Source organism: Paraburkholderia sp. EG287B, assembly GCF_040965595.1.
Taxonomy (GTDB): domain Bacteria; phylum Pseudomonadota; class Gammaproteobacteria; order Burkholderiales; family Burkholderiaceae; genus Paraburkholderia.
The window spans coordinates 310769-334354 of sequence record NZ_JBFRCG010000003.1; the positions used below are offsets into that span (position 1 = coordinate 310769).

Here is a 23586-nt window from a genome sequence, read left to right on the forward strand (position 1 = left end):
CGCGCGGCTGCTCGATTCCCGTTTTCAGGAAAGCACCTAATGTCCACGCTCACCACGCGTGGCGCTGGCGTTCGCTCGCGCGGACGTGCAACGCCGCGCGCGCTGCGGCACGCCGGGCGCCTCGCGCTCGCCATGCTGCCGCGCGTCTTGCCGCTGCCTCTCGTTGCTCCCATCGCCGTTCATGCGGCCCAGACTGCCGAGGCACAACCCGCCGATGCCGCCTCGTCCGCGACGCTGCCCACCGTCAAGGTCAGCGCCACCTCTGCCAGCGCCGTGGCGCCCGCCGTCGACCCCAACCTGCCGGCGACGGTGGAAACCGTCACGCCCGCGCAGTTCTCGAACTGGAACGTCGTCAACACCGAGGACGTGCTCAAGTACCTGCCCAATCTCGCCGTACGCAAGCGCTACGTGGGCGATCTGAACTCGATCATCGCCGTGCGCGGCACGAGCAATACGCAAAGCGCGCGCGGCCTCGTCTACGCAGACGGCCTGCTGCTCTCGAACCTGCTCGGCAACAGCTACAGTTTTCCGCCGCGCTGGTCGATGGTGTTCCCCGACCAGATCCAGCAGGTGGATGTGATCTATGGGCCGTATTCCGCGCTCTATCCCGGCAACTCGCTCGGCGCCACCGTGCTCATCACCACGCGCATGCCGAAGGCGTTCGAAGCGAACGCGGACGTGAAGGCGTTCACCCAGCATTTCAGCCTCTTCGGCGTAAACCAGAACTTCAACGGCAGCGAGATGAGCGCTTCGATCGGCGACCGCATCGGCAAGTTCTCGTATCTGCTTGGCGTGAACCACCTGGAGAACACGAGCCAGCCGCTGCAGTTCGCCACGCTTGCGCAGTCGACGAAGCCAGCGCAACCGGGCGACGTGCCCGTGCGTGGCGCGTACTTCTACAACAATCAGACCAACACGCCCACGGTCGTGCTCGGCGTGAACGGCGAAGGCATGCAGCACACGGTGCAGGACCAGTTCAAGCTGCGCATGCAGTACGACTTCACGCCCACCGTGCAAGGCGGCGTGACGCTCGGCTACTGGCACCAGACCTACAACAACGCCACCTCGACCTTCCTGTACGACGCGAACGGCAACCCCGTGTACAGCGGCAAGGTGTCGATCAATGGCTACGAGTACACCATTCCCGCGGCCGCGTTCGCACCGAGCCGCGGCTGGAGCGAAAACTGGCTGTATGGCGCGACACTGCGCACGCATCAGGCCACCGGCTGGAACGCGGAGGCCATTGCCTCGTACTACGACGTAAGCAACAGCGTGGCACGCACGGCGAATGCGGGCGGACCCGGCAACGGCCCCGGCGTCATGACGCTCGGCGACGGCACCGGCTGGAAGACGCTCGACCTCAAGGCGACGTGGACACCCGCCACGCCCGACGCCGGGCTCGCCGCCCACTGGCTCACCTTCGGCTATCACTACGACGACTACGCTATCGACAACCGCACGTACAACACGCTCGCGTGGCGCGACGGCGGCGCGAACAGTTTCGCCAACGCCTTCGCCGGCAAGACCGAAACCCAGGCGCTCTACGCACAGGACGCCTGGCGCTTCCTGCCGCGCTGGAAGCTCGTGTACGGCGTGCGCTACGAAAACTGGCGCGCCTTCGACGGCTATCAGGCGCTCGGCGGCGTGAACGTGCCGTATGCGAACGTGGGCGACCATCACTTCTCGCCGAAGGCTTCGCTCTCGTTCGATGTGACCGACGACCTCACGCTGCGCGCATCGATTGCGCGCGCCTACCGCTTCCCGACCGTGAGCGAGTTGTTCCAGGGGCAGGTGAACGGCTCGTCCATCGTCAACAACAATCCGAACCTGCGCCCCGAGGACGATCTCTCGAAGGAAGTGAGCGCCGAATGGGCGCACTGGAACGGCCTGTTCCGCCTGACGCTCTTTCAGGACGACGTAAAAAACACGATCTTCAGCCAGACCGATACGACGGTCATTCCGAACGTCACGAACTTCCAGAACATCGGCCGGGTGCGCTCGCGCGGCGTGGAAACGAGCTATCAGGGAGAAGACGTCATCGTGCGCGGGCTCGATCTCGCGGCGAGCGTGGCGTATACGCAGTCGAAGATTCTGGAGAACGCGCAGAATCCGGCGAGCGTCGGCAAGTACTTCTACCGCATTCCGCTGTGGCGCGCGAATCTCGTCGCGACCTACCGGTTCGACGCGCGCTCCGCGCTCACGCTCGCCGCGCGCTACTCGGGGCGCCAGTACAACACGCTCACGAACACCGACACGAACCCGAACGTATTCGGCGGCACGAGCACCTACACGGTCGCCGACGTGAAGTACACCTTCCGGCCGACGAAGAAGAGCGAGATCGGCGTGGGCATCGACAACCTGTTCGACGCGCGCTACTTCGTCTATCACCCGTATCCCGGCCGCACGTACTACGTCGAAGCGAAGCTCGGCATTTGAGCGGCTCGCTCGCGGCCTTCGCTTCCGTTCGCATTTCCGTCCGCGTTTTCGTCTGAATCATCCATGTACTCGAGCCGTGCCGGCTCGACAAGGAGTCCCCGATGTCCACGATATCCGCCCCGGTCAGCGCACCGCCTGCCCGCGCGGTGCAGCCCGGCTACCGCACGCTGTGGCGCTGGCATTTTTACGCTGGCCTCTTCGTCATGCCCTTGCTGCTCGTGCTCGCCATTACGGGCACGATCTACTGCTTCCAGCCGCAGATCGAACCGCTGCTTTACCCGCATCGGCTAGTGGTCGCGCCGGCGGCGACACCGCGCCTGCCCGTGGATGCCCTGCTGGCCCGCGCACGCGCCGCGCTGCCGCCAGAGGCGCGGGCGCTGCGCGCGCACGTCGAGTCGAATCCCGCGCGCAGCGCCGAATTCGTGTTCGCGCTGCCCGGCGGGACCAAAGAGAGCGTCTACGTGAATCCTTACGATGGTGCGGTGCTCGGCACGCTCGACGTCGATCGCCGCTTCATGCAGGTCGATCGCATGCTGCATCGCAAGCTCCTGCTCGGCAAGCCCGGCGAACTGCTCATGGAGCTGGCCGCCTGCTGGACGCTCGTCATGATCGCCACGGGCATCGCGCTCTGGTGGCCGGGCGCGGGCGCGTCGTGGCGCGCCGCGCTGCTGCCTCGCTGCGGAGCGCGCGGACGACCGTTCTGGAAGAGCGTGCACGCGAGCGTCGGCATCTGGCTCGCCGTGGGCGCGCTCGCGTTCGTGCTGAGCGGCCTGCCGTGGACGGGCTCGTGGGGCAAGCAGTTCAAGGCGCTCGCCACCCGCGCGAGCCTCGGCGCGCCGCGCGGCGCGTGGGGCGGCGGCCTCGGGGTGAAGTCGGCCTTGCCGGGTGCGCCGCTAGCTGCCGCGACCGCAGCAGCTAGCGGCGCAGCGGCGAATCCGCCCGCAAGCCACGCCGGCGGACAGGAACACGGCGGAGAGCACGCGGGCCACGACATGGCGTCGATGCCGGGCATGGTGATGGACGACATGCCGCTGCCGCTCGTGCCCTGGGCCGTCGGTGCGGTTCCGGTGCCGCACTCGCCCGACGCGTCCGGAGCACCGCAACACTGGACGCTCGCTCAGGTCGTCGCCCAGATGCGCGATCTCGGCGTGCGCGACGGCTACGACATCGTGCTGCCCGCCACGCCCGATGGCGTCTACACGGTCTCGTACTTTCCGCCCGATCCGAAAGCGGAGCGCACGGTGTATATCGACCAGTACAGCGGCGCCGTGCTCCGCGACATTCGCTATGACGATTACGGCGCAGTCTCGCAGGCCATTTCCTATGGCACGTCGCTGCACATGGGCCGCTACTTCGGCCTCGCGAACCAGCTGATCTGCGCGGCGATCTCGCTGGGCCTCGGCGCGCTCGCAGTGACCGGCTTCGTGATGTGGTGGATGCGCCGTCCCGCGCGCGCAAAGGGCGCATCGACGCTGACCGCGCCGCCACGCGAGCGCGCCGCGCCGCCGCTGCGCGCCTGGAAGACCGCTCTCGTGCTGCTCGGCATCGTGTTTCCGCTGATGGGCGCGACGCTCGTGGCGGTCTGGCTGTTCGACCGCACAGCCTTCCGGCGCGCCTAGAAGCTGCCGTCTTGCGGCATCAGCGGCCGCGGCGGCCCTGCGGTAATCTGCGGACACAATTGCGTCTGAACCTGGCTGCGCCAAACGGTTTCAAACGTATATATGCGGAGATTATCGTGAGGCGGCTAATTTCGGCGCTGGGCGCGGCCGCGGTGCTCGCGGGCTGCGCGGTCGCGCCCTATCCCGGCTACCCCGGGTACGACGGCTATGACTACGGCTACCCCTACTACTCAGGCTATCCGTACGCCTACGGTTACGACTACTACCCCGGCTATTTCGGCGGCGGCTATGGCGGCGTCGCCATCTGGGGCGGTGGCGGCGGATGCTGCTATCACCATGGCTGGCACGGCGGCCATGGCGGCGGCTGGCACGGTGGCGGCTGGCACGGAGGCGGTGGGCACGGCGGTGGCGGCTGGCATGGAGGCGGTGGCGGCACGTGGCAAGGCGGCGGCGGTGGCATGGGAGCCGGCGGCGGCCACGGCCATTGACGGACCACCGCGGTCCCACCGCGGTCCCACCGCGCGATCACGGTGGGACCGCTCTGTTGAAGCGGCCCCCGCGCCGTGCGCGCAAGCGCAGCGCCCCGCTTACACGCGCCCGTTCACGGGAATCAGCGCCCCCGTAATGGCCTGCGCGTCCGCACCCAGCAAAAACGCAATGACCGTCGCGATCTCGCGCGGCTGCACCCAGCGCGTGAAATCGGCGTCCGGCATGTCGGCACGGTTTGGCGGCGTGTCGATGATGCTCGGCAAAATCGCGTTCACCGTCACACCCTTGTCCTTCAGTTCTTCCGCAAGCGCTTCCGTCAAGCGTGCCACGCCCGCCTTCGACGCCGAATACGCGCCCATGCCGAGCCCCGCCTTGGCTCCCGCGCCCGCGCCGATGTTGACCACACGCCCCGTGCCGCTCTGTACGAGCTGAGGCAGCGCGGCCTTCGAGGCGTTGAGCGCCGTCTTCACGTTCAGATCGAACATCAGGTCCCACGTGCGCGCGTCGCCGTCGCCGATGGTCTCCCACCGGAACGCGCCCGCCACATTGACGAGCGCGTCGAGCCCGCCCAGCTTCCCGTGCAACGTGCCGAACGCGGTCTGGGCCGCGTTCGCGTCGACGAGATCGACGCCGCCCATGCACAGCGCGCCCGCGAGCGCGGCGGGCAGCGCCGCCGCATCGGGGGCCGCGCCGCGGCCGATCAGCGCCACGCGGGCGCCGCGCTCGGCCAGCAATTGCGCCGTCGCCAAACCCAGGCTGCCGAAGCCACCCGTCACTGCGACGACCTTGCCGTTCAATCCGTTTTCCATGCGCTTGTTCCTCTCGTTGCTTCACTAACCTGAATTCGATGCGGCCCGCGCGATCGGTCCGGGCGCCGCTGGCGTCACGTTACGCGAGGCGCGGCCTTCCATCAACCCGCGCTCGGGCGTCCGCGCCGGGCATCCGTGCGTACCGTGGCTAGCGCGTGCTGCTTGCGCAGGTTCTCCGTGGTGTCACCGCCGCCGTCTGCGCGCCAGCCCGGCGGCAGGAAAACATAGCGCACGGCGGTCCAGATGTCCTTTGCCATCACGACGTCGCGTGCGAGCGTCGCCCAGTGTTCCAGTTCGACGACGAACGGATTGCGCGAGCGCACGGGCGTCACGAGCCCGTAGCGGCAAGGCTCTTCGGCGCGCTCCGGCACATAGGTGCCGAACAGGCGGTCGAAAATGATCAGGACTCCGCCATAGTTCGCATCGAGATAGTCGACGTTCGAGGCATGGTGCACGCGGTGGTTGGACGGCGTGTTGAACACGTACTCGAGCCAGCCGAGCTTCGGGATCCACGTGTTGTGCAGCCAGAACTGGTAGAGCAGGTTGAGCGAGAGGATGGCGAGCACGACTTCGGGCCGCACGCCGAGCCACACGAGCGGCGCGAAGAACATGGCCGGGCCGGTGAGTTTGCCGGTCCACCCTAGCCGGTACGCAGACGAAAGCGTCAACTGGTTCGGCGAATGGTGCACGGCATGCGTGGCCCAGAAAAAGCGGATGCGGTGCGACGCGCGGTGATACCAGTAATAGCAGAACTCCTGGCCGATGAAGACCAGCAGCACGAGCGCAACCGTGTCGATATTCAGCGTGAAGAGGCGATGCTCCCACGCGAAATCCAGGATCGGCGCGGCGAGCGAAAGCGGCAGGAACGCGAGAAGCTTGCGGCCCGCGAGGTCGGCGAGCGAGAGCCAAACTTCAGACCAATCGAACGCGGCATCGCCCGCTGCTTCGCGGCGTTTCCTGAAGGTGAGCACGCATGCCTCGATCAGCGAGACGGCAACGACGAACAGCGTGACATAAAACGCGAGTTTTCCTGTGGTGAGCATGATGGATCGTGTGCAATAGGCGCGTCTTGCGCGGTGAAGAAAGACGCGTGTGGCACGCAGGAGTCGCGGCGGCGCGTCGGATGAAGGGCACTGTAGTGGCGCGCAGCGGGAAAAGCCACGCGCAAAGTATGTCGGGGTATGTCACGCGCGCGGTGCGCGAAACACGCCAATACGCCTGCCGCGCCGCACGCGCGGGGCGGTCGCGCCAGAGGCCGCGCGACGTGTAACACCGTGACATGGTTTATGACGCGACTTGCGCCGGGCCCAGCCCTATAGTTCGTTCCGCTGACACGCCGCAGCGTGCCCCCCGAAACGAACCGCAAGGACCTCTGATGAAAACGCTCCCCCTCGTCGTCGCCGCGCTCATCGGCTTCGCCAGCGCCCCCGCCTTCGCCGGCTGGTCCGGCCACGGTACGGCGTACACGCCGCACGGCACGTACAACGGCGCGCACTACGGTTCCTGCAGCGGCGGCACCTGCTCGCATGCGGGCGGCGTAGCCGGTCCCTGGGGCGGCGTCGCCACCAACAGCGGCTCCGTCACGCGCACCGCACCGGGCCAGTTCAGCAACAGCGGCACGGCCTACGGCCCGAACGGCCGCTCGGTCCAGCATTCGGGCGATACGAGCTGCGCGGGCGGCACCTGCTCGCACACCGGCTCGCTCAACGGCTCGGATGGCCGCAGCGCGAGCACCTCGGGCAGCGTGACGCGCACAGCGCCGGGCCAGTACTCGTCGACGGGCACGGTCACGACGGGCAACGGCAACACCTACGGGCACTCGGCGTCCACGAACTGCGCGGGCAACACGTGCAATCGCTCGGGCACCGTCACCGGCTCGCAGGGCGGCAGCGTCTACCACTCGGGCAGCGCCACCGGCGTCGGCACCGGCGTGGTGACCACGGGCAGCGGCACGACCGTCGTCCACGGGGGCACGGTGACCACCGGCACGGTCACGACCACGGGCACGACGACGGTCGCCGTCGTGGGCGCCCCGGCTTCTGTGCCCGCGCCGGTCGTCGTCACGCCGCCGCCGCCCAGCACCACGGTGTATGTCGCCCCGCCGCCGCCCGCCCCAAAGACGGTGGTCGTCGCGCCCGCACCTGCACCGCAGACGGTTTATGTCGCGCCTCCCGCACCGAAGACCGTCTACGTCGCGCCGGCTGCACCCAAGGTCGTCTACGTGGCGCCGCCGGCACCCAAGGTCGTCTACGTGGGCCAGCCGCTGCCGCGCGCCGTGTACATCGCCCCGCGCCCCGCCGTGTGGGTTCCCGGCCACTGGGTCGGCCGCGTGTGGGTCCCCGCCCACTGGGCCTGAACCATCACCGGCGGCTGCGCATTCGCATGACCCGCAGCCGCCCGCCTCTTTCGCTTGATCAACCGGCCGGCCGCTACGTCGGCCACCTCACGGAGAACACCATGAAGAAGATGATTGCTGCCCTCGTTTTGTGTATCGTTTCAGCAGCGGTTTGCGTGCCGGCATCGGCTCAGGCCTTGCCGGGCGGCTCAGGCGACAGCGCCCGCGTCGAACGCATGATGGCGCAGCTGCAAGGGCGCTTCGCCGCCGCGAACACGACGCACGACGGCAAGCTCACGCGCGAACAGGCGCAGGCGGGCATGCCGAAGGTCGCGCAGCACTTCGACGAAATCGACACGCAAAAGGCCGGCTTCGTCACCCTCGCGCAGATCGAGGACTTCATGCGAGCGCGCGCAGCAGCCCGATGAACGCCGGAGGCCTCACATGGAGCAGGCAAACAGGATCATCGTGCTCGACGACGAAGCCGAACTGCGCAACATGCTGCAGCGCTTTCTCACGAGCCAGGGTTTCGAGGTGCGCGCCGTCGCCGACGGCAAGCGCCTCGACCGCCTGCTCCAGCGCGAGCCCTACGACCTCCTCGTGCTCGATCTGATGATGGAACCCGAAGACGGCCTCACGGTGTGCCGCCGCCTGCGCGCCGAAGGCCAGACGCTGCCGATCCTCATGCTCACCGCGAAGGGCGATGCCGCCGACAAGGTGATCGGCCTCGAAACCGGCGCCGACGACTACCTCGCCAAGCCGTTTCTTCCCGACGAGCTGGTCGCGCGCATTCGCGCGCTGCTGCGCCGCCAGAAGATGGCCTCGGGCGAACCCACGGTCACCTCGCAAATGCTGCGCTTCGGCGACTTTCAGTTCGACGTTGGCAAACAAACGCTCTACCGCGACGGCGCGCCCATCGAGGTCCACTCGGCGCAGATGCTGCTGCTGCACGCGCTCGGCTCCTCGCCGAACCGCGCCGTGAGCCGCGAGAATCTGCTCGCCCGCGCGCGCGGGCGCGACCACAGCGCGCTCGACCGCAGCGTGGACGTGCAGATCCTGCGCCTGCGCCAGATCGTCGAGGACGATCCCGCCAAGCCGCGCTTCATCAAGACCGTCTGGGGCATCGGCTACATGCTGGTGGCCGGCGTCGAAGCGTAATGCGCTTGCGCCTGCCGCGCTCGCTGCTCTCGCGCAACATCGCGCTGCTGGTGGCGCTCGTCGCGCTCTCGCAGATCTGCTCGCTCATTGTGCTGCTGCACTACGTGCAGCGCCCGCGCATCGAGCGCGCCTCGATCATCTTCGCCGACTACGTCAAGCTGCTCGATACCACGCTCGCTTCCATGCCGCCCGACGCAGGGCGCGCGGCGGCCGCGCGGTTCGATGCGCGCCGTGCGGCGCCGCCGCAAGCGCCCGCCGAAACCCATCCGAGCCTCGTCGACTTTTTCCGCACCTGGCAGCGCGACGTGTTCGTCGAAGCGCTGCAAAGCCATCTGCCGCCCGAGCTGCTGGTGCGCTGGGACGCGCGCCACGACGAGACCGAACCCGCAGCGGATGGCGAAGGCGCGCAGGAGCGCCTGTGGATCCGCCTTCACGCAGCAGGCGAACCGGTCTGGATCGCCCTGCCGGTCACCGCCGACGCGCGCGCGAGCGGCATCACCACGGCGTTGATCCTCTCCGCCGCCCTCGCGCTGCTCGCCGCGCTCACCGGCTACCTGTTGCAGCGCCACATCAACCGGCCGCTGCGCAAGCTCGCGCGCGCGGCACGGCGCGTGAGTGCCGGCGAAACGCCGCCGCCGCTGCCGACCGACGGCCCGACCGAAATCGCCCAGGTGAGCCGCGCCTTCAACCAGATGACCGAAGCGCTGAAGCAGGCCGAGGCCACGCGCGCGCTGATGCTGGCCGGCGTCTCGCATGACATCCGCACGCCGCTCACGAAACTGCGCCTCGCGATTGCGATGGCGCTGCCGCGCGGCAGCAACGACGCGCTCGTGGCCTCGTCCGAGAGCTATCTGGACCAGATCGACACGATCCTCCAGCAGTTCATGGACTACGCCGGCAGCGGCGAGCGCGAAGCGCCGCAAGCGGGCGACCTCAACGCGCTCGCGGGCCAGCTCGTCGCCGACTTCGCAGGGCTCGGCCATGAATTCGATTTCGACGAGGGCGAGTTGCCCGTATTCGCGTTCCGGCCGATCGCCGTTATGCGTCTGCTGATGAATCTCATGCAGAACGCCGTGAACTACGGACGCACAGGTCTGACGATTCGCACGTGGCGCGACGGCGACGCCGCCTGCGTGATCGTTGCCGACCGCGGCAACGGCATCCGCGCCGAGGAACTGGAGCGCCTCAAATTGCCCTTCAGCCGCGGCGCGAACGCCCGTACGCATTCGGGCGGCTCGGGCCTCGGGCTTGCCATCGTCGAGCGGATCGCGCGGCTGCACGGCGGCTCGCTCACGTTCCGCGACCGCGAAGGCGGCGGCCTCGAAGCCGTCGTACGCCTGCCGCTGAACCGTCCCCCATCGAGCCAGAACGGCGCGCCGCCGGCCGCGCACGCATGACATGACTCGACATAATTTGCGCGTGGATTTCGCGCGCCCTTCCCCCCATACTTGCGCCTGAGCCTGAGCAACGGAGCAGAACAAACCGAAGCCCAGACGCCGAAGCACCATAGTCGATAGTTCGCCATCCTGAATGATTTGCGAGTATCGGCACGAGACACTCTTTCAGGCAAAAGGACATCGACATGCAAACGATCATCAACTTCCTCGTCAACAAGGCCAAGCGCATCACGGGCGCCACCTTCCTCGCCGGCGCGCTGTTTGCGAGCGGCTGCGCATCGGCTGCGCCGGTCGTGCAGACGAACGGACCGCTGCCGCAACTGCACGCCGACGTCGTCTACGTCTACACGTTCGACGCCGCCGCCGACCAGGTGAAGCTCGACAGCACCGGCATGCTGCACAAGCTCAAGACGATGACGAGCGGCGAGTCGTCGGCGCAGCAGCAACAGCAGGCCGCGCTGCAAACGCGCGAGCATCTCGCCGATCAACTCGTGAGCGAACTTCAGAAGATGGGCCTGCCCGCCGTGCGCATGGACGGTCCCGCGCCCGCCGGCCGCAACGCGCTGATCGTGGAAGGCCGCATCGACACGATGGACGCGGGCAGCAGCCGCCGCCGCATGCTGATCGGTCTGGGCGCGGGCAAGAGCGAAGTGGGCGCGACGATCGCGGTGCTGTTCCAGCCCGCTAACGGCGGCGAACCGCAACCGCTCCTGAGCTTCCAGACGAAGGCCGATAGCGGCCATATGCCTGGCATGGCGGAGACGGCGGGCGTGGGCGCGGCGGCCGGCCATGTGGCGACGGCGGCGGTGGTGGGCGGCGGTCTGCACGGCGCCTCGGAGGCGAAGCGCGACACGCTCTCGTCGGATGCCCGCAAGCTGGCCCGCTCGATCGCGAAGGAAATCACGCAGATCAGCACGCAGAACGGCTGGATGGCAACGACGACGAAGAGCTAACAGGGGGAAGCGCGCAGCGCTGCGCGAGGGTACGTGCCCTTTACGGCGACGGTTCGATACCGCCGCCGTCTTTTTGTTTACTGGGCCAGCGGCTCGCGCTGCGCCTGAGGCTCACGATAGCGCGCGAACTTCGACGTATGGCCGATCCCCGGATTGAAGCAGTTGCACGGATCGAGCGTTTCGTAGAACGACTTCAGCGCGGGCTTCGCATCGTAGAGATGGCCGACATTGTGCTCAGCGGGATATTCGGCGCCGCGCGCGTCGAGCAGCTTCCACATCTCGTGTTCCAGTGCGAGGCAGTCATTGCCCTTGCGCACGATGTAGTCCTGATGAAACACATGGCAAAAGAAATGCCCGTAATAGAGCTTGATCGCGATGGGCTTTTCCACGGCCTCGGGCAGTCGCTCGAACCAGTCGCGATCGTTGCGGCGCAGCGCAATATCGAGCGCGACGATATCCTCCACTTCGTCGCCATGCACCGCGCGATAGCGCACCGCCGCGCCCGCCGCCGCGAAACGATGGAGAAACGCCTTGCTGCCCTCCTCGTCGGTACATTCGAAAAAGTCGCCGCTCGCCACGCCGAAAAACGTGTTCAGGTAAGCACGCGTTTCGTCCACCATATCGGCCGATACCTTGAGCATCAAATGATGTTCGTAGCGCTGCCGGTAGTCCTTGAGCCGCGCGGGCAGATGGCCCGGAAACCACTGGCTCACGGCCTGCGCCACGCGGTCGGTGAAATGCGCGGGAAAGAACGGCAGCCGCTCGAACAACGCGTCGCAGCGGCTCTTGAAGGCGAACAGCGCGGGCAGGCGCCGCGTACCGAGATGCTGGATCAGGAGGAACATGTCCTTGCCGTAGCGCTCGGCGATATCGAAGGCGTCCCGATGGATGTATTCGCCCGCGATCGGCAGCTTCGAGAACTTGCCGAGCATGTCGCGGCGCAGGTCGGTCAGCTCAGCTGTTTCGTTCGTGCCGATGTAGAACACCTTCGCACCGCGCTCGATGGGAAACGTGTCGAGCCGCACCGCGAACACCATGACCTTGCCCGCCGAGCCCGCCGCTTCGTGCAGACGAAGCGGGTCGGCGTTGTAGCGCGCAGGCGTGTCCGCTTCGATGTCGCGCACGTGATCCGCGTAACGGTGGTCGGAAGCCGCGCCCGCGTCGTGGAGGATATCGGCTTCGGGCAGCTCGCCGCGATCGAGGCGGCCGAGCACCGCTTCCGGCGTCTCGCCAAGCCGGATGCCGAGATGATTCACGAGCGTAAGACGCCCCTCTGCATCGACCTGTGCAAACGCGGACATTTCCGTATAGGCCGGGCCGCGCCGCACGAGCGAGCCGCCCGAGTTGTTGCACACGCCGCCCACGACCGATGCACCGAGACATGAGGAGCCAATGACCGAATGCGGTTCGCGCCCGAGCGGCTTGAGCGTCTGCTCCAGCTGGTCGAGCGTCGAGCCCGGCAGGCAGACCACCTGCTTGCCGCCGTCGATCACGTAGACCTTGCGCATGCGCGTCATGCTCACGATCACGACCTCGCGGTCGTAGTCGTTGCCGTCGGGCGTGGAGCCGCCCGTGAGGCCCGTGTTCGAAGCCTGCGAGATGACGATCGCGTTCGCGGCGACGCAAGCCTGCAGCACCCGCCACTGCTCGACGAGCGTGCCTGGCCGCACGACCGCCGCCACCTTCCCATCGCCAAAGCGAAAACCCTTGCGGTAGCGCCGCGTGGCTTCGGCGCCGGTCAGCACGTGCTGGCGGCCGACGACGGCGCGCAACGACGCGACAAGCGGCTCGCGAGCGGCGCTTGGGTGCGTGATGGACATGCGAACGGCTCCTGCGGAAAACGATGATCGCGGAAGGATAGAACCCGCGATCCATTACGTCCAATATCGCGACCACGCACGATCAAGACGAAAAAGATATGGATCGACCCTTGAACCCGCCGAATCAGCCCTGCGGCGCATGCCGCGCCGCATCGCGCACGACGCGCACGAAGTTCTGCACCGTGGGCGCCTTTTCGCGCGGACGGTGCACGAGCGCGATGGTCGTGTGCAGCGTACCGCCCTTGAGGTCGTGGTAGGTCACGCCCTTGGCCTGGATCTGGCGCATCGAAGAAGGAATGAGCGTGACGCCGAATCCCGCCGCCGCCATGTTGACGGTCGAGGAAATCTGCGGCGATTCCATGCTGATCACGGGATTGAGGCCCGCCGCGTGACACGCGCTGATGATCGAGTCGTAGAGATCGGGGCCGATCGGGCGTGGGAAGAGGATCAGCGGGTCGCCCGCGAGATCGCCGAGATCGAGGCGGCGGCGGCGCGCGAGGCGATGGCGCGGCGGCAGCACGGCGAGGACGTCCTCTTCCACGAGCGCCTGCGTGGCGAGGCCGCGGCAATCGAGCGGCAGGCGCACGAAGGCGGCATCCACCTTCGCTTCGCTCACGCGTTCCAGCAGCACCGAACTGTTGCTCTCCTCGCACCCGATCACGACACCGGGATACGCGCTGCGAAAGCGCTGCAGCACGGTCGCAACGAGCGGATGAAACACCGTGGATCCCGCGAAGCCGAGCACGAGCCTGCCGGTCTCGCCACGCCCCGCGTTTTGCGCCTCGGCGAGCGCCAGATCCGCGTCGTCGATGAGGCGTTGCGCGCGCTCGCGAAAGAGCCGCCCGGCCGCGGTCAACTCCACGCGCCGCGAGTGGCGAATGAAGAGCCGCGTGCCGATTTCCTTTTCGAGCTTGAGGATCTGCTGGCTGAGCGGCGGCTGCGCCATGCCGAGAAAGGCTGCCGCCTCGCTGAAATGCAGATACTCCGCGACGGCGAGAAAGTAGCGTAGTTGCCGGAATTCCATATCGTTTTCGTCTTGATGCAACCGGTGGATTGTGAACCCGCTACGCGCGCGCGTCCAATCCCGACAGCAGGACGCGTGCGCAACCGGTATGCGTCAAGACGGCGCCGGCCTAAAAATCAGCCGAGACCCATGCGCGTCTCGTCGACGAACTTCTCTGTGGCGTCGTCGATCTTGCGGCCCTTGCGGCCGGAGGGACCATGGATGTAGACGGTCTTCATATCGACCTGCGTCGCCCCGCTCATGCCGGGAGGCGGCGTCATCTCGTAGTGGACCTCGCGCGCGTGGTCGGCCATCTGCAGGCGCGGATTGAACACCGAGTTGAAGCGCCACAGCATGCGCACGAAATTGGTCTGGCCATGCAACAGCAGATGCGTGGCCTGCCCCGCCGCGCCGCGCAGCGCGGTCCAGCCCATGTGCTTGCGATTGAGCACCTGCTGCGTGCGCACGAGTTCCGCGTAGAACTCGGGCAGCGGAAGCTTCGTCGGCACGACGGCGTGCTGGATGTCATAAAGACGATAGTCGAGGCTCGTGAGGCGCCGCGCCTCGCGCTGCCAGTTCTCCGTGCCCGGATACGGCGTATTCACGCTGATATTGACGATCTCGGGAATCTCCAGGCACCACTGGCGGATCGTCTCGAAGCGTTCGCGGTCCCAGTCCGGATCGGCGATCAGATTGATCGCGACGGTAATCCCCAACGAACGCGCAAACTCGAGCGCCTCGAAATTCCGGTCGAGGCTGATCCGTTTGCGAAACGCCTTGAGTCCCTCCTCGTCGATCGCCTCCAGACCGAGGAACATGTACTTCAGGCCAATGGACTGCCACAGGCGGAACACGTCCTTGTTGCGCAGAAGCACGTCGCCACGCGTTTCCAGGTAGTAGCGCTTGTCGATGCCACGCCGCTTGATCGCCTCGCCGATCGCCATGCCGTGTTCGGCGTGCACGAACGCCACATCGTCGACGATGAACACGCCCGGCTCGCGCAGCGACGCCAGTTCGTCCACGACGACTTCGGGGCTGCGCGTGCGGTAGCTGCGTCCGTAGAACGTCCATGCGCTGCAGAACGTGCAGTCCCACGGGCAGCCACGCGCGAACTCGATGGAGGCGCAAGGATCGAGCGTGCCGATGAAATACTTGCGGCGATGGCGCAGCAGGTCGCGCGCGGGCCGCACCGGATCGAGATTCTCGACGAAGCCCGGCGGCGGCCCCGATCCGTGGCTCGTGAGGACGCCGGGCACCGCGAGCAGGTCGGTGCCGCGCGACACCGCTTCGAGCAGTTCGTTGACCGAAGCTTCGCCCTCGCCGCGCAGCACGCAATCGATCGCGCCTTCGGCATGGCGCAGCAGATCGTGCGCGGTGAACGACACGCTGTGGCCCCCGACGAAGACGAAACACGAGGGCAGCGCGGCCTTCACGGCCTTCGACAGGTCGATGATCTCGGGAATGTTGGCCAGATAGTTGCCCGAGAAGCAGAGCGCCTCGGGCTGCCAGTCACGCACCATGCGCATGAGGTCGCGGTGTGTCTCGACCTGCAGATCGAGCAGGCGCACGTCATGACCCGCATCGCGCGCCGTGCCGGCCACGGATTCGAGACCCAGCGGCTCGAGCCGCAGGAACACGCGCGTGTACATCAGTCCGCTCGGGTGGACAGCAAGCAATTTCATGAAGCCTCCTTGCGAAGGGCCGCCGCTTCGCGAGAGTCTACGCGCGTTGGCGGATCGCTGCGCCGCGGCGTGTCTCGCGCAGGAACGATGTTCAGAAACTGCCGAACAGCGAACCAAGCACGATCACCACGCCGAGCGCGATGAGCGCGCCGACGATGCTCACCACCACGAGGTCGCGGTAGCTTTCGCGATGCGTCGAGCCGCACACGGCCAGCAGCGTGACGACGGCGCCGTTGTGCGGCAGACTGTCGAGCGTGCCCGACGACATCACGGCCACGCGGTGCAGCAACGCGGGATCGATGCCATGCTGGGCGGCGAGCTGCATGTAGGTGCCGCCGAGCGCGTCGAGCGCAATGGTCAACCCGCCCGAGGCCGAGCCCGTGAGCCCGGCTAGCAGGTTGGTGGCCACGGCGAGCGAGACGAGCGGGCCGCCGCCGATGCCGAGCACCCAGTCGCGCACGGCCCCGAACGCGGGCAATGCGGCGATCACGGCGCCGTAGCCCACGAGGCTGCCCACACTCAGCACGGGCAACACCGACGCGTTGGCACCCGCATCGACGCTTTCGCGCAGCGCGCCGAGCCGCCCGCGATTGAGTGCCACCAGCACGATGATGCCGAGCGCGAGCGCAACCGAGACCCCCCACACGCCCGCCACCGCCGAAAGCGTGGTCGCACCCCAGCGCGGTTCGGCGAGATACGAGGCGTCGATGCGCGGAAACACCACGACGTTCATCACGAAGTTCATCCCCACGACGACCACGAGCGGCGCGAGCGCGGCGAAGGGCGACGGCGGCCCGGCATGGTCCGGCACAGCAGCGCCGCCGATCTCGGCGGGATCGAAGGCTTGTGCGAGGGTCGCGCGCTCGCGCACGAGCGAGGACTTGCCACGCTCTTCGTCATCGGCGCCGCCGTTGTCGGGCTCGACGAAGCCCTCGCCGTTGCGCCGCGCCGCCGCCGCCGCGCGCCCGAGCCACCAGAGGCCGAAGCCCGCCATCACGAAGCTCGCGATCACGCCAAGGCCCGGCGCCGCGAACGGCGTCGTGCCGAAGAACGGCATCGGAATGGCGTTTTGCAGCGCGGGCGTGCCGGGCAGCGCCGACATCGTGAAGGTCGCCGTGCCGAGCATGATCGCAGCGGGCATCAGGCGGCGCGGGATATCGGCGGAGCGAAACAGCGCCTGCGCCATGGGGGCGAGCACGAAGAACGCGACGAACAGGCTCACGCCGCCATAGGTGACGAGCGCGCCGCCCAGCACCACGGCCACGAGTGCGTGGCGCGTGCCGAGCTTGTCGATCATGAGGCGCGCCACGGCATCCACCGAACCGCTGTCTTCCATCAGCTTGCCGAACAGCGAGCCGAGCAGGAAGAGCGGGAAGAACTGGGCGAGAAATCGGCCCGTGCTCGACATGAATGTTTGCGTCCAATGCGCGAGCACCGGCTCGCCGGAAATGAGCGCGGCCAGCATGGCGCACAGCGGCGCGAGCAGCAGCACGCTCCAGCCGCGATACGCGAGCCAGATCAGCAGCGCGAGACTCGCGAGCATGCCCCCGAGGCCGATAACGAGCGTGCCCGCGCTCATTGCAGCACCCCTTCGAGCAGCGCTTCGAAATTGAACGTGGACGTCTCGCCGATCTGCGCGCCATGCTGCGCGAGAAATTCATCGGCGGTGCGGCGGCCTTCGTCGCGCAGCATCGTGATGAACGACCACTCGGCGTTGAGCTTCGACGACGAGCCCAGCGTGACGAGCTTCGCGCTATGCACGCGATGCAGGCGCATATGCGCCCAGCGGCGGCCCTCCTCGCTGCCTGCGTCGGCGACCTTGTGCAGCAGCGCCATCATGCGCAGCTCCTTGATTAGCGGCGAGTTGAATGCGATCTCGTTCACGCGGTTGATGATGTCGCGCGCCGAGCGCGGCGTGCCCGCGCGTTCCACGGGGTTCACCTGCACGAGGATCGTGTCGTCCGAATCGGTCTCGCGAATCAGCGGCGTAATCGTGGGATTGCCCGCGTAACCGCCGTCCCAGTAGGGTTCGCCGTCTATCTCGACGGCCTGGAACAGCGTGGGCAGGCAGGCCGACGCGAGCAGCGCGTCGGGTGTGAGGTCGGCGTTGCGGAACACGCGCGCCTGGCCGTTCGAAACCCGCGTCGCCGTGACGAAGAGTTTGATGCGCGAGCGGCGCAACGCGTCGAAGTCGATCGTGTCGGCAAGGATCGTGCGCAACGGGTTCACCCGCCCCGGATTCAGGTCATACGGGGAGACGACGCGCGCCATCATGTCGAGCGCGACGAACACGGGCGAATGATCGAGCGTCCAGCGCCCGAGCAGGATGTCGACGGGGCCGCGCCGGAACGGGCTGAAGCGCGCGGCGTCGGCCACGCGGCGCCAGAAGCGTTCGAGCGCCTCGCGCGCGCCGGCTGCGCCACCCAGCGCATGGCCGCTCGCGAGTACGGCGGCGTTCATCGCGCCCGCCGAGGTGCCCGAAATGCCTTCGATCTGCAGCCACGGCTCTTCGAGCAGGCGGTCCAGCACGCCCCATGTGTATGCGCCATGGGAGCCGCCGCCTTGCAGCGCGAGATCGACGAGCAAGGGCTCGGTGCGGGTCGTGCGGGTTGACGTCTCGGCTTCGGCAGGCATTGCGGCTCCGTTGCAGACAGACCACGGGCGAGATTACAGGAAAAGCGTAAACGGCCGCACGAGAATGACGCAGCGCGCAATCTGGTTCACGCGCGCTGGCATCGCGCTGCGGCCGGCACGCCGCGGGCGGGTCGCAGCGGCGCACCAGGGCGTTTGGTAGACTGGATCTCCCGTCACGCTTTCCCGCCTTGCTGTGTCGAATGTCCATCCGCTGCGGGGGCCGCTTTCGCTCTCGAGCCCGCTTCCCGAACTGCTCGCCGAAATCCGCGCCTGCCATGCCTGCGCCGACGCGCTGCCGCTGGGGCCGCGCCCTGTGCTGCAGGCGAGCGATACGGCAAGCCTGCTGATCGTCGGCCAGGCGCCGGGCGCCAAGGTCCATGCCTCGGGCGTGCCGTGGGACGACGCGAGCGGCAAACGGCTGCGCGCGTGGCTCGGCATCGACAGCGAAACGTTCTACGACGCCGCTCAGGTCGCGCTCGTGCCGATGGGCTTTTGCTACCCCGGCCGCGGCGGCGGCGGAGACAACCCGCCGCGCCCGGAATGCGCCCCACTGTGGCACGCGCGGCTCGTCAAGCAGTTGCGTGGCGTGCGCCTGACCCTGCTCGTCGGCCAGTATGCCCAGCGCTATTTTCTGGGCAGCGAGCGCCGCGGCTCGCTCACCGAGACGGTCGCGGCCTGGCGCGACTACGCACCCAATTTCGTGCCGCTGCCGCATCCGTCGCCACGCAATCAGGCATGGTTCAAGCGCCACCCGTGGTTCGAACTCGACGTCCTGCCCGCACTGCAGGAGCGCGTAAAAGCACTGCTGGCACCCGCGGGCCGCCACGCGCACACCACTAAAAAGGAGCCGACGATGACGACGAAACCGGCAATCGATATCCAGCGTGTCTACGAACCGCTGCCCGGGGACGGACACCACTGCTATCTGGTGGACCGGCTGTGGCCGCGCGGCCTGAGCAAGGAAAAACTCGCGAACGTGGAATGGCTGAAGGAGGTGGCGCCGAGCACCGAATTGCGCCAATGGTTCCACAAGGACCCGGAGCAGTGGACCGAATTCAAAAAGCGCTATCTGGCCGAGCTGAACGCCAATCCCGACGCCTGGCGTCCGCTCGCCGAAGCGGCCGCGAACGGGCACATCACCCTGCTCTATGGCTCCCATGACACCCAGCGCAATCACGCGATCGTGCTGCGCGAGTATCTGGCGAAGTACGTGAAGCACAAATGAGCGGACGGCGCGCAGGCGCCGTCCGTTTCACGCTCGACGCTCAGAAGAGATACATCCCCGCGACGAATACCACGCCCGAGAACAGCAGCGTAGTCACGCAGTAACCCATGATGTCGCGCACGCCGAGGCCTGCGATCGCGAGCGCGGGCAGCGCCCAGAACGGCTGGGCCATGTTGGTCCACGCCTCGCCGTAAGCGATCGCCATCGCCGACTTGCCGAGGTCCGCGCCCAGCGCCTGCGCCGCCGGCATCACGAACGGCCCCTGCACGACCCAGTGGCCACCGCCCGAAGGCACCGCGAAGTTGATCACCGCCGAGCTGAGAAATACGAGCAGCGGAAACGTGTGCACGTTCGCGATATCGACGAACCACTTCGTAATGACGCCCGCGAGACCCGAGTGGTCCATGAGCGCCTGAATGCCGGCGTAGAACGGGAACTGGATCATGATGCCCGAGGCGCCCTTCGCGGCACCGGCCACGGCGCGTGCGTAGGCCATCGGCGTCTTGTGCAGCACGAGGCCCGCCGCGAGGAACACGAGGTTCACGGTATCGATGTCGAGCGCGAAGCCCTTCGTGTGAAAGCGGAAGCCGAGAAACACGAAGCACAGCGCCGCCACCAGCAGCGAAAGCCCCCGGCTTTCCTCGATGCGCTCGGCGAAGGTCGCGTCGGGGCCGAGCTTGCGCTCGACGCTCGGCGGATCTTCGAGCAGCGCGGGGTCGACCGAGACGACATCTTCGGGCTTCGGCATCATGAGACGCACGAGAATCGGCAGCAGCACGATCAGGCCGATCGTGATGAACGCGTTATAGCCCGTGAAGATGGTCTGCGAGACAGGGATCAGGCCGACGGCCTTTTCCATGGGGTTGCCCTTCGTAGCCGCGACGAGCGGCACCGAGCCGGAAAGGCCGCCGTGCCACGTGAGAAAGCCCATGTACGCGGCGGCGACGAGCAACCGGTAGTCCGCGCCGCGCACGCGCCGCGCCACTTCGCGCGAGAACATCGCGCCGAGCACGAGGCCGAAGCCCCAGTTGATCGCGCAAGCGATCGCACCCACGAATGCAACCAGCATCACGCCCTGGGCCGGCGTGCGCGCGCAACTCGCCAGCGCCACCAGCATGCGCTTGACCGGGCCGGAGCTGGCGAGCGCGTGGCCGGTCACGAGAATCAGGACCATCTGCATCGCGAACGCGAGCAGGTTCCAGAAGCCCGAACCCCACATCAAGACGAGCGCTTCGGGCGGCTGCGGCGTGAGCGCGAACGCCAGCACGAAGGTCACGACGGTGAGGAGGATGGCGAAGATGAGCGGATCCGGCAGGATCCGATGCACTACGCCGGTAAAGAATTGGGAAATACGCTGAATCACGGTGGTCTGCTCCTCGTCTGCTGATACGGAACCGGTCGCCTGTTTTCTTCTTTGCGAACCGAGGCCGCGATTTTTGCACAGCGCGGCACAATGCGTGCGCCACGCCGGCGAATTTCCGAATGTGCGCCGAATGTGCGCCGAACGCGCGCCTGACCGGTGATTGTGCGCCCCCACGAAATAAGCCGTTACATGCTTGGGCGCGCCCTAAAAGTCTTATCTGCTACCGTTATGGTTGCTATCTCAATAAATGTCCGGGTGATTCCACCCAGCTGGAGGCAGCAATGCGCAAGCAGTTTCTCGGTGTCGTGCTCGCCGCGCTAGCCGGCCTGTTCGTGGCTTCGCCGCCCGCGCACGCCCAGTCGCAGGCATTCACGAATCAGACCGTCAACATCTACGCAGGACCTGCGGCCGACTTTCCTATCGTCGCCCAGATTCCGGGTGGCGTGGCGGTAACGGTATGGGGCTGCGTCGCCGGCTTCAGCTGGTGCGACATCGGTTTTCCGGGCCTGCGCGGCTGGGTCTACGGCACCTTCATCAGCTATCCGTGGCAAGGACAGCGCGTGCCGGTGATGAACTATGGCCCGCGCATCGGTCTGCCCATCGTGACGTTCTCGCTCGGCGCGTACTGGGGCATGCACTACCGCGACCGGCCCTGGTACTCCAATCAATCGCGCTGGTCGCGCCATCCAGGGCCGCGGCCCGTGCCGCCGCCGCCCGTGCGGCCGCGTCCGCCCGTCGGTCGTCCGCCCGGCGGCGCACGGCCGCCTAACCAGGGCGGCGGGAATCGTCCGCCCAACAACAATGCCGGCCAGGGAAACCGGCCACCCGGCGCAGGCCCCGGCAACAACAACGCGCGGCCACCCGGTCAAGCGAACGCGCGGCCGCCGGGACAAGGCAATGCTCGTCCGCCTGGGCAAGGCGGCGGCCGGCCGCAGGGGCAAGGCGGCGGGCGGCCGTCCGGCGGCGGGAGTAATCGACCACAGGGCAGTGGGGGCGGGCCTGGTGGTGGCGGGCCTGGTGGTGGCGGCGGTGGTGGTGGCGGTGGTGGCGGCGGGCCTGGTGGTGGCGGTGGTGGTGGCCGTCCGCCTCAGGGTAGCTAACGTCGCGACGCGCGCGAGCAAGTCCATGCCAAACCACGGCATGCCCGCGCCGGCCACATCACCATCGCTCAGAACCGGTAGCCGATACCACCCAGGATCACGTCCGTATCGCGGCTATAGCGCGTGACCACGCGGTTCCACGTGACGCGCGCAGCCCAGTGCTGCGTGAAGCGATAGGACGCCGAGATGGAGACGAGTCCCGAGAGAATCCCGTCGCCGGTATCACGCTCGTCGGGATGCTCACCGTGATGGATCGCCGCGTAGAGGCCCGCGCCGAACCCGAGCGTGAGACGCTCGTCGAAGAACGCGCGCGTGAGCCACAGCTGCGCGGTCGCGCCATCGCGTCGCGCCGAGATGCCATTGCCCTCGTGCAGATACCCCACCGTCGCGTCGAGAAAGGAATTGATGCCGCGCCGGTACTCGATTGCCTCGGCCGCCGATGTCTGCGATTCGAGGCTGTTGAGGATCGTCTCGCCCGCCATCAGCGTGATCTCGTTGTTCGTCACCTTCTGCGTGCGCGGCAACGCGAAATCGCGCGGGCCGGGCGTGTCAGGCGCGTCGAGCTGATAGCCCACGCCTAGCATGAGCGATGTCGTCGATGGGCCGCGCGACACCTGCACGCGGTTGAGCTGCAGGTTCGCCGTCCAGCGATGCGTGGAGTACCACGTGGCGCGCGCACTGTAGAGCACGCCCCAGCCGTGCGTATCGGACCAGCCCTGGCCCTGCGACGCGGCCTCGGTATCGAAATAGCGATACGGCCCGACACCCAGCGCGAACACGAAGCGGCGCTGCGCGAGCGGCAAACGCGCCCACGCCTGGATCGCCTGGCCGTCGCGGTGATGGTTCGGAATATGGCCTTCGTTCAACCACGCAATGCTGCCGGCAAAATACTGGCCGAAACCCTCCGTGTAATCCATTTGCCACGAATAGGTGTGATCGGCGCCGCTTTTGAGCGGCCCTGTGTAGAGCGTGAATTCCTGCGCACAAACCGACCCCGAAGCCATGGCGAGCGCGCTGCCGACAACACCGGCTGCGGCTAGCGACGTGATGTTCTTCATTGCGTGCGTTGGCCTTGCGGTTGGGATGACGTGACTCGCTGCAAGGAAAACGTATGCAACGGAACGCGGAGCATACCGCGCCGTGACATTTTTTGTGTGAACCCACTCTTTCAATTAATTACGGGATGACGCAGAACAAACTTCCGATATTTATTTCGCCATCCTAATTACATGAATAAAAAAGAAACGCCGCACAAAAAGTGCGGCGTTTTCCTGCAGTCAGCTTCGCGCTCGGCGCAATATCAGCGCACGTGATGGCAGACGCGCTCAGCGTGATGGTGAACGTGCTCGACGTGGCACACTTCGTGGTGGTACGGTTGGGCGACGGCGGCGAGCGGCGCGAACAGCGCGGCGCACGCAATCAGGGCGAACAGGCGGACAGCGGGCTTGGTAACGGCGTTCATGACTCGGCTCTTGCGTCTGAAAACAGCGTGGGTGGGAATCAAAAGCCAGCACTGTATCGCAGAGTGTTCCGCAGCGTATTACACGGATGTAACGGGCGTAG

The 23586-nt window shown here is 67.0% G+C and carries 20 protein-coding genes and 1 pseudogene; 11 read left to right on the forward strand and 10 right to left on the reverse strand.

Annotated features, from left to right (window positions below; translation table 11 throughout):
- Positions 1–39: 39 nt before the first annotated feature.
- The 3 genes from AB4Y40_RS06710 (at position 40) to AB4Y40_RS06720 (ending at position 4543) form a co-directional block, all read left to right on the forward strand.
- On the forward strand, positions 40–2436 hold the full coding sequence (locus AB4Y40_RS06710; protein WP_368686968.1) for a TonB-dependent receptor: 2397 nt from the start codon (positions 40–42) through the stop codon (positions 2434–2436).
- Positions 2437–2537: 101 nt separating this feature from the next.
- A complete protein-coding gene (locus AB4Y40_RS06715; RefSeq protein ID WP_368686969.1) occupies positions 2538–4055 on the forward strand; it encodes a PepSY-associated TM helix domain-containing protein in 1518 nt (505 codons plus the stop codon).
- 116 nt (positions 4056–4171) lie between these two features.
- Positions 4172–4543: a lipoprotein gene (locus AB4Y40_RS06720; protein WP_368686970.1), complete on the forward strand. Its 372-nt coding sequence runs from the start codon at positions 4172–4174 to the stop codon at positions 4541–4543.
- A gap of 99 nt (positions 4544–4642) precedes the next feature.
- Here AB4Y40_RS06720 and AB4Y40_RS06725 read toward each other — a convergent pair whose 3' ends face one another.
- The gene (locus tag AB4Y40_RS06725) at positions 4643–5353 is read right to left on the reverse strand and encodes an SDR family NAD(P)-dependent oxidoreductase (protein WP_368686971.1); all 711 of its coding nucleotides are present in this window, start codon (positions 5351–5353) and stop codon (positions 4643–4645) included.
- Positions 5354–5454: 101 nt separating this feature from the next.
- Entirely contained in the window at positions 5455–6396 is a 942-nt protein-coding gene (locus AB4Y40_RS06730; RefSeq protein ID WP_368686972.1) for a sterol desaturase family protein, read from the reverse strand.
- A gap of 332 nt (positions 6397–6728) precedes the next feature.
- Between AB4Y40_RS06730 and AB4Y40_RS06735 the strand changes: the two genes are divergently transcribed.
- The 5 genes from AB4Y40_RS06735 to AB4Y40_RS06755 all read left to right on the forward strand — a co-directional run bounded on the left by AB4Y40_RS06735 (position 6729) and on the right by AB4Y40_RS06755 (position 11196).
- The gene (locus AB4Y40_RS06735) at positions 6729–7709 is read left to right on the forward strand and encodes a hypothetical protein (RefSeq protein ID WP_368686973.1); all 981 of its coding nucleotides are present in this window, start codon (positions 6729–6731) and stop codon (positions 7707–7709) included.
- A 101-nt stretch (positions 7710–7810) separates the two neighbouring features.
- Entirely contained in the window at positions 7811–8116 is a 306-nt protein-coding gene (locus AB4Y40_RS06740) for a hypothetical protein (protein WP_028203600.1), read from the forward strand.
- A 16-nt stretch (positions 8117–8132) separates the two neighbouring features.
- Positions 8133–8846, forward strand: a complete 714-nt coding sequence (locus tag AB4Y40_RS06745) for a response regulator (protein ID WP_342920852.1) — start codon at positions 8133–8135, stop codon at positions 8844–8846.
- Positions 8846–10243 carry an ATP-binding protein gene (locus AB4Y40_RS06750; protein WP_368686974.1) on the forward strand — a complete coding sequence of 466 codons (1398 nt, stop codon included), beginning with the start codon at positions 8846–8848 and terminating at the stop codon, positions 10241–10243. The genes AB4Y40_RS06745 and AB4Y40_RS06750 overlap by 1 nt, the downstream gene beginning before the upstream one ends.
- Positions 10244–10428: 185 nt before the next feature.
- Entirely contained in the window at positions 10429–11196 is a 768-nt protein-coding gene (locus tag AB4Y40_RS06755; protein WP_368686975.1) for a DUF4410 domain-containing protein, read from the forward strand.
- 77 nt (positions 11197–11273) lie between these two features.
- Here the strand turns inward: AB4Y40_RS06755 and dld are convergent, their stop codons facing one another.
- From dld to AB4Y40_RS06780, 5 genes are all read right to left on the reverse strand, one after another.
- Complete coding sequence (gene dld, locus AB4Y40_RS06760; protein WP_368686976.1) at positions 11274–13016, reverse strand: D-lactate dehydrogenase; 1743 nt, start codon at positions 13014–13016, stop codon at positions 11274–11276.
- Between the two features lie 124 nt (positions 13017–13140).
- Positions 13141–14040: a LysR substrate-binding domain-containing protein gene (locus tag AB4Y40_RS06765; RefSeq protein WP_368686977.1), complete on the reverse strand. Its 900-nt coding sequence runs from the start codon at positions 14038–14040 to the stop codon at positions 13141–13143.
- Positions 14041–14156: 116 nt separating this feature from the next.
- Entirely contained in the window at positions 14157–15701 is a 1545-nt protein-coding gene (gene hpnR / locus AB4Y40_RS06770) for a hopanoid C-3 methylase HpnR (protein ID WP_368686978.1), read from the reverse strand.
- A 91-nt stretch (positions 15702–15792) separates the two neighbouring features.
- Entirely contained in the window at positions 15793–17280 is a 1488-nt protein-coding gene (locus tag AB4Y40_RS06775; RefSeq protein ID WP_368686979.1) for a GntP family permease, read from the reverse strand.
- On the reverse strand, positions 17277–18335 hold the full coding sequence (locus tag AB4Y40_RS06780) for a patatin-like phospholipase family protein (protein ID WP_368686980.1): 1059 nt from the start codon (positions 18333–18335) through the stop codon (positions 17277–17279). The genes AB4Y40_RS06775 and AB4Y40_RS06780 overlap by 4 nt, the downstream gene beginning before the upstream one ends.
- 211 nt (positions 18336–18546) lie before the next feature.
- Between AB4Y40_RS06780 and AB4Y40_RS06785 the strand changes: the two are divergent.
- Positions 18547–19146, forward strand: a pseudogene (locus AB4Y40_RS06785) (uracil-DNA glycosylase family protein); the annotation flags it as partial.
- A 42-nt stretch (positions 19147–19188) separates the two neighbouring features.
- Complete coding sequence (locus AB4Y40_RS06790) at positions 19189–19560, forward strand: DUF488 domain-containing protein (RefSeq protein ID WP_368687116.1); 372 nt, start codon at positions 19189–19191, stop codon at positions 19558–19560.
- Between the two features lie 40 nt (positions 19561–19600).
- On the opposite strand, the gene AB4Y40_RS06795 is transcribed toward AB4Y40_RS06790, so the two are convergent.
- Positions 19601–20923, reverse strand: coding sequence for a TIGR00366 family protein (locus tag AB4Y40_RS06795; protein WP_133186864.1), 1323 nt, complete (start codon positions 20921–20923; stop codon positions 19601–19603).
- A gap of 281 nt (positions 20924–21204) precedes the next feature.
- Between AB4Y40_RS06795 and AB4Y40_RS06800 the strand changes: the two genes are divergently transcribed.
- Positions 21205–22023 carry an SH3 domain-containing protein gene (locus AB4Y40_RS06800; RefSeq protein ID WP_368686981.1) on the forward strand — a complete coding sequence of 273 codons (819 nt, stop codon included), beginning with the start codon at positions 21205–21207 and terminating at the stop codon, positions 22021–22023.
- A 68-nt stretch (positions 22024–22091) separates the two neighbouring features.
- Here AB4Y40_RS06800 and AB4Y40_RS06805 read toward each other — a convergent pair whose 3' ends face one another.
- Together AB4Y40_RS06805 and AB4Y40_RS06810 are read right to left on the reverse strand one after the other, a co-directional pair.
- Positions 22092–23081, reverse strand: a complete 990-nt coding sequence (locus AB4Y40_RS06805) for a hypothetical protein (RefSeq protein WP_368686982.1) — start codon at positions 23079–23081, stop codon at positions 22092–22094.
- 242 nt (positions 23082–23323) lie between these two features.
- The gene (locus tag AB4Y40_RS06810; RefSeq protein ID WP_368686983.1) at positions 23324–23485 is read right to left on the reverse strand and encodes a hypothetical protein; all 162 of its coding nucleotides are present in this window, start codon (positions 23483–23485) and stop codon (positions 23324–23326) included.
- Positions 23486–23586 lie beyond the last annotated feature (101 nt).

Coding starts and splice junctions, on each gene's coding strand:
- AB4Y40_RS06710 (WP_368686968.1), top strand. CDS start 40: ATGTCCACGCTCACCACGCGTGGCGCTGGCGTTCGCTCGCGCGGACGT.
- AB4Y40_RS06715 (WP_368686969.1), top strand. CDS start 2,538: ATGTCCACGATATCCGCCCCGGTCAGCGCACCGCCTGCCCGCGCGGTG.
- AB4Y40_RS06725 (WP_368686971.1), bottom strand. CDS start 5,353: ATGGAAAACGGATTGAACGGCAAGGTCGTCGCAGTGACGGGTGGCTTC.
- AB4Y40_RS06730 (WP_368686972.1), bottom strand. CDS start 6,396: ATGCTCACCACAGGAAAACTCGCGTTTTATGTCACGCTGTTCGTCGTT.
- AB4Y40_RS06735 (WP_368686973.1), top strand. CDS start 6,729: ATGAAAACGCTCCCCCTCGTCGTCGCCGCGCTCATCGGCTTCGCCAGC.
- AB4Y40_RS06740 (WP_028203600.1), top strand. CDS start 7,811: ATGAAGAAGATGATTGCTGCCCTCGTTTTGTGTATCGTTTCAGCAGCG.
- AB4Y40_RS06745 (WP_342920852.1), top strand. CDS start 8,133: ATGGAGCAGGCAAACAGGATCATCGTGCTCGACGACGAAGCCGAACTG.
- AB4Y40_RS06750 (WP_368686974.1), top strand. CDS start 8,846: ATGCGCTTGCGCCTGCCGCGCTCGCTGCTCTCGCGCAACATCGCGCTG.
- AB4Y40_RS06755 (WP_368686975.1), top strand. CDS start 10,429: ATGCAAACGATCATCAACTTCCTCGTCAACAAGGCCAAGCGCATCACG.
- dld (WP_368686976.1), bottom strand. CDS start 13,016: ATGTCCATCACGCACCCAAGCGCCGCTCGCGAGCCGCTTGTCGCGTCG.
- AB4Y40_RS06765 (WP_368686977.1), bottom strand. CDS start 14,040: ATGGAATTCCGGCAACTACGCTACTTTCTCGCCGTCGCGGAGTATCTG.
- hpnR (WP_368686978.1), bottom strand. CDS start 15,701: ATGAAATTGCTTGCTGTCCACCCGAGCGGACTGATGTACACGCGCGTG.
- AB4Y40_RS06775 (WP_368686979.1), bottom strand. CDS start 17,280: ATGAGCGCGGGCACGCTCGTTATCGGCCTCGGGGGCATGCTCGCGAGT.
- AB4Y40_RS06780 (WP_368686980.1), bottom strand. CDS start 18,335: ATGCCTGCCGAAGCCGAGACGTCAACCCGCACGACCCGCACCGAGCCC.
- AB4Y40_RS06790 (WP_368687116.1), top strand. CDS start 19,189: ATGACGACGAAACCGGCAATCGATATCCAGCGTGTCTACGAACCGCTG.
- AB4Y40_RS06800 (WP_368686981.1), top strand. CDS start 21,205: ATGCGCAAGCAGTTTCTCGGTGTCGTGCTCGCCGCGCTAGCCGGCCTG.
- AB4Y40_RS06805 (WP_368686982.1), bottom strand. CDS start 23,081: ATGAAGAACATCACGTCGCTAGCCGCAGCCGGTGTTGTCGGCAGCGCG.
- AB4Y40_RS06810 (WP_368686983.1), bottom strand. CDS start 23,485: ATGAACGCCGTTACCAAGCCCGCTGTCCGCCTGTTCGCCCTGATTGCG.